The organism is Bradyrhizobium sp. 1200_D9_N1_1, assembly GCF_052075915.1.
GTDB lineage: Bacteria > Pseudomonadota > Alphaproteobacteria > Rhizobiales > Xanthobacteraceae > Bradyrhizobium > Bradyrhizobium diazoefficiens.
In genome coordinates this window covers 8,067,767-8,079,681 of sequence record NZ_CP197226.1, presented here as the reverse complement: position 1 = coordinate 8,079,681, position 11,915 = coordinate 8,067,767, and the positions used below count along the sequence as shown (strand labels likewise).

Annotated in this window: 7 protein-coding genes and 1 pseudogene; 3 read left to right on the top strand and 5 right to left on the bottom strand. The window is 59.6% G+C overall.

Going from position 1 to position 11,915, the window contains the following annotated elements:
* The first annotated feature begins 55 nt into the window (after positions 1 to 55).
* The 3 genes and pseudogenes from AB5K84_RS38160 to AB5K84_RS38150 all read left to right on the top strand — a co-directional run bounded on the left by AB5K84_RS38160 (position 56) and on the right by AB5K84_RS38150 (position 2,800).
* Positions 56 to 331, top strand: a complete 276-nt coding sequence (locus AB5K84_RS38160) for a ribbon-helix-helix protein, CopG family (protein WP_231088522.1) — start codon at positions 56 to 58, stop codon at positions 329 to 331.
* Between the two features lie 140 nt (positions 332 to 471).
* Positions 472 to 1,587, top strand: a pseudogene (locus AB5K84_RS38155) (recombinase family protein); the annotation flags it as partial.
* A 520-nt stretch (positions 1,588 to 2,107) separates the two neighbouring features.
* Positions 2,108 to 2,800: a reverse transcriptase domain-containing protein gene (locus AB5K84_RS38150; RefSeq protein ID WP_310473517.1), complete on the top strand. Its 693-nt coding sequence runs from the start codon at positions 2,108 to 2,110 to the stop codon at positions 2,798 to 2,800.
* Positions 2,801 to 3,092: 292 nt separating this feature from the next.
* Here the strand turns inward: AB5K84_RS38150 and AB5K84_RS38145 are convergent, their stop codons facing one another.
* The 5 genes from AB5K84_RS38145 to AB5K84_RS38125 form a co-directional block, all read right to left on the bottom strand.
* Positions 3,093 to 5,408 (bottom strand): hypothetical protein, encoded by a 2,316-nt coding sequence (locus AB5K84_RS38145; RefSeq protein ID WP_011084646.1) that lies wholly within the window; start codon positions 5,406 to 5,408, stop codon positions 3,093 to 3,095.
* Positions 5,409 to 5,603: 195 nt separating this feature from the next.
* A complete protein-coding gene (locus tag AB5K84_RS38140) occupies positions 5,604 to 6,266 on the bottom strand; it encodes a CpaD family pilus assembly lipoprotein (protein WP_011084647.1) in 663 nt (220 codons plus the stop codon).
* Between the two features lie 10 nt (positions 6,267 to 6,276).
* The gene (locus AB5K84_RS38135) at positions 6,277 to 7,731 is read right to left on the bottom strand and encodes a type II and III secretion system protein family protein (RefSeq protein ID WP_018647881.1); all 1,455 of its coding nucleotides are present in this window, start codon (positions 7,729 to 7,731) and stop codon (positions 6,277 to 6,279) included.
* Positions 7,732 to 7,757: 26 nt separating this feature from the next.
* Complete coding sequence (locus tag AB5K84_RS38130) at positions 7,758 to 8,447, bottom strand: response regulator (RefSeq protein ID WP_011084649.1); 690 nt, start codon at positions 8,445 to 8,447, stop codon at positions 7,758 to 7,760.
* A gap of 2,013 nt (positions 8,448 to 10,460) precedes the next feature.
* A complete protein-coding gene (locus tag AB5K84_RS38125) occupies positions 10,461 to 11,441 on the bottom strand; it encodes a hypothetical protein (protein ID WP_014497925.1) in 981 nt (326 codons plus the stop codon).
* Positions 11,442 to 11,915 lie beyond the last annotated feature (474 nt).

The window sequence follows — 11,915 nt, the reverse complement described above, 5'->3', positions numbered from 1 at the left end:
TATGATTCGATCGACGCAAGCGCAGAAAGCCGAGCGGCTGAGGGCGGCGCGACGCTTGCTCGCGAAGAAAATCGGCATGGCGGAGGCGGCCTTGGTGCTGTCGCGCGAAAGCGGCTTGTCGCTGCGGCAGGCCTATCGCTATCTCGAAGTGGCCAAAAGCAGGGAGCGGCTCCTTCCCGCGCCGCAGCCATCAGTGACGCTCTCCCTGAAGATGCCGGCCGATCTTGCCCAAAAACTCCAGACGCATGCGACGGCTTCCAGGCTTTCGGCAAGCGAGGTGATGCGCCGAGCGGTGGCCGCTTATCTCGCGTCTGTCCGCGAAGATGGCTGAGCGGCGAAAAAAACGCGACGTTCGACTCGAATTTGCGTTCGATCGCCTCGTCGCCGTCAAACTTGAACAGGTTTACGAAATTCTCGTTCCAGATCAGGTGCGCTTCGCGCGCGCTGGCGCCGATGTGACGGGAGGCGAAGATGAAGACCGCCGCGATTTACGCCAGAGTGTCGTCGGACAAACAGAAGGAGGAGAACACGATCGCCAGTCAGACGAGCGCGCTGATCGCTTTCGCGCGCGAGCAGAACTGCGACGTGCCGGCGGAATGGGTGATCGAAGACGACGGCTATAGCGGCGCGAGCTTGTTGCGCCCCGGACTTGAACGACTGCGCGACCTCGCCGCAGAAGGGCGGATCCAAGCCGTGCTCGTCTACGCTCCCGATCGGCTGAGCCGGCGCTATGCGCATCAAATCCTTCTTATCGAAGAGTTCGCGCGCGCCGGCGTCGAAGTCTTGTTCATTCGCTCGAGACGGGCAGCGACGCCGGAAGACGAGCTGCTGCTGCAGTTTCAGGGCATGATCGCCGAATATGAACGCGCGCAAATCCTGGAACGGTCGCGGCGAGGGAAGCGCCATCGCGCCCTTCAAGGCCAAGTGAGCGTGCTTTCCGGCGCTCCGTTTGGCTATCGCTACAAGCGCAAGACCGATCACTCTGCCGCCTATTATGAGATCGACGAGCGACAGGCCGGTATCGTGCGCTGGGTCTACGAGCTTTACACCGCAAAAAGCCACAGCATCGGCGCCATCACGCGCCTGCTCAATGAGCGCCAGATTCCGACAGCCAAAGAAACAGGCCGCTGGGAGCGCTCGACGGTCTGGGCGATGCTGCGCAATCCCGCGTATAAAGGAACGGCCTGCTTTGGCAAGACGCGGATCGCGCCGCGCATGCGTGTGACGCGGCCGTTGCGATTGCGCGGCGGCGTCGCTCCTCGCAATAGCGCAAATCATGAGCTTCCTCGCACAGAGTGGATCGAAATCCCTGTGCCGACCATCATCAGCGAAGAGACCTTCGCATTGGCGAACGAGCTTTTGGAAGCCAACAAGAAGCATGCCCCGCGACGCACGATCACGCCGAGCGCCCTGCAAGGATTGTTGAGCTGCGCCAAATGCGGCTATGGGCTCTATCGCACCTCGACCAGGTCGAGCGCTCGAACCATCCATTACTACCGCTGCTTGGGCTCGGATGGCTGGCGCCGGCTCGGCGGGCCGGTCTGCGACAGTCGCCCGACGCGCCAGGATTTGCTGGACGAGGTGGTATGGAAAGAGATCGCGCGTTTACTTGAAGACCGACAGCTCATCGAAGACGAACTTGAGCGCCGGCTCAAGGCGGCGCGCAACTCCGATCCCACACAGCGCCGGGAGGAAACGCTTCGCCGCGATCTTGCGCGCTCCCGGAAAAGCATCGAGCGTCTCCTCACGGCCTATCAAGAGAGCCTTCTCTCACTTGAAGAGCTGCGCAGTCGCATGCCCGATTTGCGTAGCCGCGAACAGGCTTGCTTGTCGGCGCTGCAGGCGATCGAAGACCAATCGCAGGAGCAGGAGGTTTGTCTGCGTCTCGCTGAATCCGTGACTAGCTTCCTCGAGCGCCTCCGCTCGTCCGTCGGCGCGCTCGATATAATCGAACGCCAACGCGTGCTGCGCCTTCTCGTGAAGGAAGTCCTCGTTGGCGACGACAAGATCGTCATCCGCCACTCCATCCCCCTCCCACCCACCCCTCCCGGTGGAAAGGCGCCCGGCGCCGCCAATAGCTCCGTGACCGCTCCCCCACCGCAAAGTTATCTTTTGCGTTCAGGGAACCATCAGCCCGCTCCTTGCCAACATCTTCCTGCACTACATCCTCGATCTCTGGGCCCACCAATGGCGTCGTCGTCATGCCCGCGGTCGCGTCGTGACCGTGCGCTATGCGGACGACTTCGTCATGGGCTTCGAGAGCAAGGCAGATGCGCAGGAAATGCTCTTGGCCCTCAAGGTGCGGCTGGCCAGCTTTGGCCTGATGCTTCATGAGGGCAAGACGCGGCTGATCGAGTTTGGCCGGTTCGCGGCCGTCTCGCGTCAGCGGCGCGGCGAGCGGCGACCAGAGACCTTCGCCTTCCTCGGCTTCACCCACTACTGCGGGCGGACCCGAGATGGCCGGTTCATCGTGAAGCACAAGACGGAAGGGAAACGCCTGACGCGCAAGCTGACGGCGTTGCGCCAGGACGCCTGGCGGCTCATGCACGCGCCACTGGCCACGCAGCACGAGCGGTTCGCCGCCGCACTGCGCGGGCACTACGGCTACTATGGCAGGCCGCACAATTATCCAGCGCTCAACGGCTTCTACCGCGAAGTGCGTCGGATCTGGCTACGTTGTCTGAGACGACGCAGCCAGAAAAGTCGGCGCATGGGCTGGTCGGAGTTCGACACCCTGACGGCACGCTTCCCTCTGCCCGTTCCACGCATCACTCGCACTTGGGCGCAGGCGCGGATATGACGCGGGTTACCCTCGGGAAGAGCCGGGTGCGGGAAATCCGCCCGCCCGGATCTGTGAGGGCGAAAGCCAAATGGCTGAGCTACTCGACCGCGCCTCTCTTGCTCTGCAGAGTGCGGTGCTGCCGAATGCTTACTTGATCGATAGCTGCTTGAGATCATGGTGGCACTGGAAAGGTCGGATTTGCTCACCGCCCGGCATCGTTGAAGCGTGCTTCTAAGATCTCCGGAAGGAGGATCAGACGTGGTTTTAGGTCCGCCTGAGCAGCTGTCCGAGGTGCCGACGAGCCCCTCATTCAGCCAAATTGTGGCTGATGGAAGAGAAGAACGCGGCTTCCCGGTAGGCTCTCTGCCGTGTAGAGCTGACCGTGGATAAAAAAAGCGGTCATTGGGACGTCCCGGCTCGGCAGAAGGCCTAGATTCTGCAATATGTCGATCACGGCGGGCGAAGCCTCTTGGGAGGCGTGCGTCCAGCCGTCGCCCAAGAACTCTCCCAGTTCAGGCACTTGCGGGACTGGCTGATGGCCTGATGCAGGTGCGGCAGACGGCAGAGGAAGGTTCGGCGCCAGCGCCGAGGGAGCGTCCCTACTCCATTCGAACGGAGCCGCCGAATCAAGCCCTGGCGCAAGACCGCCGTAGATATCTGAGGAAGTCCTCAGTGCCGCAGGCCTAGCTTCGCCCGGCAAAGCGGGCCGAGGGTGATGAATGAGCTGAACGTCCTTGGGCCCTTCCGGTCCCAAGATGGCCGTGTAGCGTTCGCCGCCGATCTCAAAGTTCATGATTGGATGTTCCACAACAGGCAAGAAGTCCCACTCGCCTAACTTGGACAGCATCTCGTCGGGGGCCGGCTGGGTGCGATGGGAAAAATTCTTGGGAACGGCGAAAGAAACATCAAACGTATCGCCGACAGCGGGCGACAGCAGATGGACGAGCTGAACATCGTTGAGCCCTCCCGGTCCCAAGACGGCCATATAGCGCTCACCTCGAATGTCGTAGGCCTTTACCCGCTGTGCTGCATCCGGCAAGAGGCCCCAGCGGCGAAGCCTGTGCATCATATTCGGCGCGGCCTGAGTCCCGTGGGAGAAATGTTCGGGAACGCTCAAAGACGCATCAAAGGCTTCGCCGGCTGCTGCGATCGTCTGCTCAAGGGTGGTCTGCGCCGCAGCGCCTTCGTTCATCATCTGTCCAGAGTGGTCTTCAGAGGCGAAATCGGGCTGCCGCAAGCTCGGATGCCAAGCAGGGGCATCGAAAGGCGCTTCTTGAGCAACACTCTGCGCTGGCGAGGGAACGGTTGGACTCATCGTTGGCCAAGGCATCAGCGCATCGAAGGTCGGCGTTGGCAAAAGGTTCTCGCGGTCCGCTGCATCGAAAAGCGCGTCCTGAGGGACACTTTGCACCGGCGAGTGGATGATTGAACTCATCATTGGACCAGGCACCAGTGCATCGAAGGTCAGCGCGCGAAAGAGGTTCTCGCGACCCTCGGCATGGAAAAGCGCGTCCCGAGGGACACGTTGCACCGGCGAGGGAATGGTTGGACTCATCGTTGGCCAAGGTACCGGCGCATTGGAGGTCGCCGCCGACAAAAGGTTCGCACGATCCGCGGCATCGAAAAGCGCCTCCTGATCGACACTTTGCACCGGCGAGTGAACCATTGAACTGACCGTTGGCCCAAGCATGGTCGCCGGCAAGAAGCTCTCGGCTTCTGCAGCATCGAAAAGCACGTCCTGGGCGACACTTTCCGTAGGCGAATGGACGGCCAACCCCACTCCATGCCAGACCTGCGGAGCATTGAACCCCGGCGGCCGTGAGCTGCGCTCATCTGCATCGTCCCCAATCGGCTGCTCATCGGCCGGCATAGCTGAGGGGGTGGACGGCTGGATGACCTGGCGCGAACTGCCTCCTTCTCCGCCTAAATTGGTCTGCAGGGTAATGGCGCGATAGTCCCGAAGGCCATTCAAGGCGGAGATGAGCATCTTGTCCTTCGGGAACAACCTATCCGCGTGTCCGAGCAGTTTATCATCACTGAGGTCGGCAATGGACAAGGGTCGGAGCGCTACCGCCAACTTCCGCAGTCCGCTCGCATAGCTCTCGGCCGTTTTCCTGCCGATCTGTCGACCAAAACCTGCCTCGGCGGCATCCCTGATAAGACCCTCATCTTCCCTGGAAGGACGATAATGTGTTGAGAGGGGGCGAGCGTTGGCGTCGGGCTCGCGGTACCGACTGATCATTAACAATGCTGGCGCGATGACCCTGTCGTTTGGCAGCAGCTTCCTAGCGTTAGCGAGTAAGGCATCGTCATCGAGCCCAGCAATTGATTTGCCGGACTTCTTCAGCCCCTCGGCGAATTTGCGAAGCCGACGATCATAAATTTTGACGGTGGTCTCACTCGGCGGCGGCCCTCCATTGAGAGCAGCGGCCGATGCCGCCTGGATGAGGTGATCGTCTTCCTCAGTGACATCATGAAGCGCCGCGTGCGGATATACAGGGCCCGCCTCTCGCACGCCTGCCAGGTGCTGCTCAAACGCCACATGCTTTTGATCCGGCTGTTCCACGGCGGCATCCGACGCAGCGGACGCCTTATCGGCTGGGTTGATCGTGTTGAATCGGTCCATGTTCAGTCCGCAGGGCTCGCTCTCTCGCTATTTCGCTACTCACGTTTGCTTTCCAAAACCTGACATCGCCAAGCGGAAAGGTAGAATGAAAGGATAAATGATGGCTCGCAATTGCCTTCTCTGCGCCTTGCAGCATCGCTCGTGCGCCTGAGCGCCAGGTGCTGCACAGTAGGTTCCGACAAGCGCTTAAAGCGCCTATCGGAGCGGCTGCACATTCTGTGTTGTTGGTCCCGCTGCGTCCGGCGCTGTCGTGCTTGCTCCATCTTCTCCGTTGCCCTTGTTGCGCGCTGCGAGAGTAGAGTGACTAGCAAGAGGAGCGGCGGCGCGATCGCCATTTACCGTGCTGACAGACCGATTATCAACCAGGTCGAGCGGATCGTTCACCATCACTCCCAGGTTGTTTTTGGTCGAGCAACCAAGAGTCGGTTCGAACGAATTGTCGTCCACTGCTGGTCCTGCGATCAAAAGCGACGGACAGTTCGGAAGATGCGCTTCAAACGTAATCGCCTCGATCCTGACGGCGGAACGGCCCGATAAATTGAGGGGAGAAGCGGACAGCCGGATGTTAGAGGGAACAACCCCCATGGCGCGTGCTTCGTGCGCCACCTGCGCAATGAGCTTATGGGAGCCGCTGACATCCACATGGAGCGCATCCCGCCGGCCACCACTTGCGTCGGCGATAAAATTACGCAGCTGAAGCTTTTCGAGGGCATGGAGGCTCTGCAGAAGCAAGACACGCTTTTTCTGTTCGACCTGGACTCCTTGTTCGGCAGGATTGGGATGGATCGACGCAGTATTTGCGCAGCCCCCCAATATTGCGGCAAGGACAATCGAATGGGACAAATATCGCATGTTCATATGTCGATCCTCATTCGATGATAAAGCCGGCGTTGCCCGTCAGTCCCGGTGCGCTCGCGCGCGGCGCATCGCGGCCTTGAGGCGGCCGTGCCACCGTGTTCGTCAAGATGCGGCCTGCATCTGATGGCGGTGCGATGCGGTTGGTCGGAATACTTATCTGGCTTGGATTTGATCCCGGCCGTACGATGTAAGGTGTAACAACGATAACTAGCTCGGTTTCGCGTTTTTGAAACGATGAAGAGCGAAAAAGCGCACCAAGGATCGGTACGTCGCCGAGCCAGGGAAACTCGCCGATATCAGTGTTGAAGTTGCGCCTGATGAGGCCGCCGATTGCAAAGCTCTGGCCGCTGGCGAGCTCGACCACGGTGCTCGCCCGCCGCGTCGAGAGGGCAGGAACCGCCATACCATTGATCTTGACTTCGCCTTCGGTCGATAGTTCGCTGACTTCGGGCTTCACACGGACAATGATCTGGTTGTTGCTGAGCACTGTCGGGACGAATTCCAAGCTCACGCCGAACTGCCGGAATTGGACCGAAACCTGCCTGTTGTCCTGCATGACTGGGATCGGAAACTCGCCGCCGGCGAGGAAGCTTGCGGCTTCGCCGGACATTGCCGTCAGGTTCGGCTCAGCCAGGATTGAGGCGAGGTGCTCACTGGCGAGAGCGTCGAGAACAGCGCTGAGGTTGATATTGCCGGTGCTAAACCCGATCCCAATCGTGCCGCCGCCGCCAGCCCTGCCGGACCCTCCCGGTTTGCCGGTGGCAAGGAAAGCGCCGTTTGGGCCCGAGGCGGTGAAGTTGATGTTGAGATCCTTGACGGCGGTGCGGGAGACTTCTGCTACGCGCACGCTGAGATTTACCTGCAGTGAGCCGGCGACCTGGATCTTGTTGACGACCGGGGCGCCCGCGCCAACAAATTGCTCAGTGACCTTCCTCGCAGCCTCAACGACATCGGCATTGGGCGCTATACCGCTAAGGATCGCCCCGCGCGGGGTATAGCTGACCTGAATTGGATAGTCGCCGACCTCGGCCTTGAGCGCGGCCCGTAGATCCTCGAGTGGTTGGGTTACGACAATACGCAGCTCGGCAAGAGCCTCGCCGTTTTCGTTGAGGGCGAACAGGCTCGTCCGCCCGGACTTTTTGCCGAACACGAAAATTGTACTGCTCGACGGAGCTTGATAATCGGCAATTGCAGGGTCGGCGACAAAAATGGTCGCCGCCGGTGCGCTCAAATGCACCGTCTTTCCCTGTGACGAGGTAATATTGAGCGTGCCCGTGGTGCTGCCGGGTGCCGCACGTGGCATCTCTCCTTTGCCGTCCCGCTTGGTCTCGGCTGAGGCCGCAAGCGGAAACAGCAAAGCAAATCCGCATAGGAGGTAGCAGAGACGATTGAGAGCGGCAGAGCGTTGTGGGTTGGTGATCGCAGGCGGCTGGGTAGCGCCGGCGGCATTATTAAGGACCTTCAAGCGATTGTTGCCTTTAAGTGACGCTGCTAGGCAGCCGATGCTGTGCCAACGAGTTCAAGAGTGTAACCGACGCCGCGCGCGGTCTTGATTCTGAGCGTCGCACCCGCCTGGTTCAAATGCGCGCGTAAGCGATAAATCCCGACTTCCAGCGCATTGGTCGAAACCTCGTCATCGAACGCGTACAAGCTATCTTCCAGCGAAGCGCGCGGCACAGTGCGGCCGGCGCGATTGAGCAGATGCTCGAGAATGCACACCTCACGCCGAGCAATCCTCAGGATCCGGCCACCCACCGAGACTTGTCTGGCGATCGGATCGAAATGCAGATTCCCGAATGTCACGACCGGCGCCGTCATTTGCGTTGACCTTCGCAAAATGGCCCGCATGCGAGCGATGAGTTCGTCGATCGACACAGGCTTGGGCAGGAAATCATCCGCTCCCGCATTGAAGGTCGCGATCCGGCGGCTGAGATCATTGAGACTGCTCATCATCATTGCCGGCATTGATCGTCCTTCGCGCCGCAACTGCTTCAACCAGTCCAAACTATCCCCATCCGGCAAGACGGACTCCAGCAGTACGAGGTGGTAGTTTGCGCAATCCAGCGCGGCTGACGCCTCATCCAGCGTGGGCGTCACGTCCACCGCGAACCCGCAATTCACGAGCGTTGCCTTCACAGCGCGGCCAAAGTCCGCATGATGATCAACCAGGAGAATTCGCATCCATCGCCTCTCGTCCGTCCTCGGCAAGACTTGAGCGTGTTAGGGTTGACCAAGAGATCCGGCGACTGGATGCTGCCGGTCTGGCATGAATTCGAAAAGCCGTAGACGACCCGCAAGAGCTTGTTGGCAGGCGACCGATGCATGCGCATCCATTGACATCGGATATGTGACGGCTCGCGGCGGGTCGCCTGGGCGGGCGGCGCAGCTCAACATATCCGTTATGTTGGCAAGAGCTCTGCGATGACTTACGGGGTTGAGAGCCCTGGCGGCGCACTGATGCATCTGTGGGCGGCACATAGCAATGCCTGCATGCGCTGCGCGAATGCTAGCGGTAGTGATCGCGCGAGACTGCCCCAGCGAAAGCAAGGCACGGGCGAGATCAGCTGTATTTGTCGTCGAACAGGCTTGCGAAACCGACATTGAATACTTCCCAGTTCGTCTTGATCCGCGGTCAGTCTTGCGAGGCTGTTGGCCGTAGTGCCGTCAAGTCGCGGCATTGCAAGTGTTCCGCGCTAAAGACACTTCGCGCGCTATGTGCCGGCCAATGGGGTGTAAAAGGCCGAGATGCGACGAAACGATCAACGCGTCCTTCGGGACAGACGTCCTCTCGTTTGCCGGCGTTATCCAAGTAAGATGTCAACCGTTCCAATGCTCGGTCGCTTCCGAGGCGTTCTCCGTCCCAACTGAGCTAGTGCTGCCAATGAAGGACAAATTACGTGCGGCATTGCTGTCGTGCCTTGTCTGAGGCGGCGACGCCGGCTCCATGTCGTCGGATCGGGTGCACGGCTCAGGAACTCTGCCTTTCGTCGGCATAGGCGAAACAAAGACTGCCCGCGTTGTTCTCGCGCGCTGGATCCAGGTCTGCCTGCGAAGACGGCGCTTCGCCCAGCCCTCACAGAGCAGATGAACGATGCAAGCTCTAAAAAGGAGGAGTTGGGTAGTGTGATCAACCGAATCGGCCGAGCATTGAGTTTTTGAGACGTTCGCAATTGTTGGTACCCGTCAGGAAGAGTTCACACGAGCGGACTGTGTCGCGAGACTGTCGGAAATCCTACAATCTGACGCGAGGTGAGATTCAAGTGCAATTGAATGCTCTTTGTCGGGGTGCCTTCAGTTTGGAATCGTTGTGAGGCAACGGCGACACAGTTCGACCATGCCGTCGAACTGCGCGCGGCGGTCCGTCTCGCTGTGTACAAAGCCGTGAGCATTCGTCCGTCCAATTAAACGTCTCGCAGAAGCGCTATTGAGTGCAGAAGAGGCAGGCGCTCTTGGCAAGCGGGGTAAGCCATGACACCAGGAGCGGGGCGATCCGATCCGCCTCATGCGTGTCAATTTAGCGGGGAGACCGTGGCGAGAGGTGGACGTCCACTTGATGAACAGGAAGCAACGTTCGAGGTGAAGACTGTCGATCGCTCGAGCCAAGTTGTTCGGCAAGGGATTGAGGAGAGAATCGATTGCCAGACGTCATCTTGAATGCGGCCTCCTTATATTGCGATCGACTATGAGCCTCTTAGGCGCGCTCCGCAAAATCGATTGTTTTGATGGAACGCATCCAGGTGACGGATCGGCTGTCTTGTAGCAGCGCGGCTTATCGCGGGGAGCGAATGCCCGATGCGATCGCGGCCGAAACACCTGTTGCTTGACCGCGCGGCCAATTTCAGACCGAGTACAGAGAGGGACGCAGCGCGTTCAGCGGCGTAACTCCACCAAAGCCGCCAGCCAGCCGTGAGCTCGTATGTCGTTCGAACTCACAATGTCCAAGGCGCCGGGATGCTCCAACGAGCGCGCACAGGAGGAGGATTGTCCGACATCCTCGCGTCGCCGGAAGTGCATCTTGTCGGAGACCCAACCGCTCTGCCGCTCGACCGGCGAGTTGATCGGGCCGCCGGTCGCCGCATAAGCTTAAGCTGTTCTGCGTGTGCGGAGTTGGTACGCCGCTTCAAGGTCTTTCTTTTGGGAGTTTGGGTGCTTGAAAACCAACGAACCAGCCCAACGGTTTGGCCGAGAGACCATCTACTCATTGCTCTCGCGCTTATAGGGATTTTCTTCTCTGCCGGTGCGGTAGCTTTCCAAGTTTCCGCCCAAGAACAGGCGCTCGGTCTCTTTCGTTGGCGTTCTGCCAAGTGAGCACATCAAATCGACGTCCGCATCGATGTTGTCGTAGTCTTCAGCATTCATTCTGAGCGCAATGCTGCTCATCACGTCGTCTGGCGTCCAGACACTGTGCTTCGGAACAGTGTAGGTGTGCAGTGCGTTCGCATTGTTGGCGATCGCCCTCGCCCAATGATCGCGAGAAACGGCGAGTTTCGCCGGATCTTCGACCAACGATACGAAGGGTGATGTTGTTGTCTTGCCGCGCATATGCCAGCCAGCTTGGCGCGCCCGGTCAATAGGATACCGCTCTGGATGATCTCCAATGGAAGAATGATCCCGAGCCGTGTTGCGAACATGCAATATGGCGCTTGTGTTTTCGTCCGTATGCGGCTTGCAGTCACTATTCTGATTCTGAAAACGCCGCAGTGTGACATAAGACGACCTCACGACGTCGTCAAATACGCCGTCTCGGTCAATGCTAGGTGCGCTCGCCGGTGACCAGCGCGCCGCCTGCTGCACGGCAAGGTCGATCTCATTGCGAAGCACTTCAAGATTGGCACCTGTCAGTGTTGCTGCAAGCTGAGCGCGGGCACTGACAAATGATGGGGCTGGGCAGCTACCGGGTTCCGAGGCGGCCTCGCCTGGCGCAGACGAGGACGTGGCAGTCGCGGAATTTGCCGCTAAGCAGAGTGAAGGCGGCGTCGGGTAGGCCGAATCGAGGTCGTCTATATCCAAGTCATTCAGCTGCTGCTCGAAGCTTGCTTGATCTTCGGAATTGTGTGCCGTTGCGCTGCTCTCGGCGCCAAGCTCATCCTGTTGTCCATGGACGCGGCGCGCCTGCTGTACCACGTTGTGAACCTCAAAGGGAGTGTCCACAGCATTTCGTGGATCAACGTTCATATCTCTCTCCCTTCGAAGTGCCGGATGCCAGCCTAGATTGTTGCAGGCGCAGCTTTCGAGAAGCTGACAGACCAGAGAGGGCGCCATTTAGTTTCAGCTCTTGACGGAGTCGAATTGAGTCAGTCAGCATGGCGAACAGCCAGCCGGAAGGAAGTCGCGCGAAGCGTCGGATCAAAATCGGTGCTGCCGTTTGCCTCCTGGCATTGGTGTTCGATTGGGCTGCTATTGGATGCCTGAGATTGTTCGGATCGGCACGCCAGGACGCGCCCACCACTTCATTGTGGACGCGTGATCTAAGGCAGACAGCCCGTGCACAGCAAGATGGACGAGCCGGTGCTTGAGGTGGCGAAAGGCGCGTTCGTAGATCGTCTACTTATGCAGAGGCGAGAACTACATTCTCTCGCTCGAGAGGCCTGTGGCGGACCAGCGCAACCGGTTTGGTTTGCTGTTTCCAAGCGGACGACGCTGGATCAA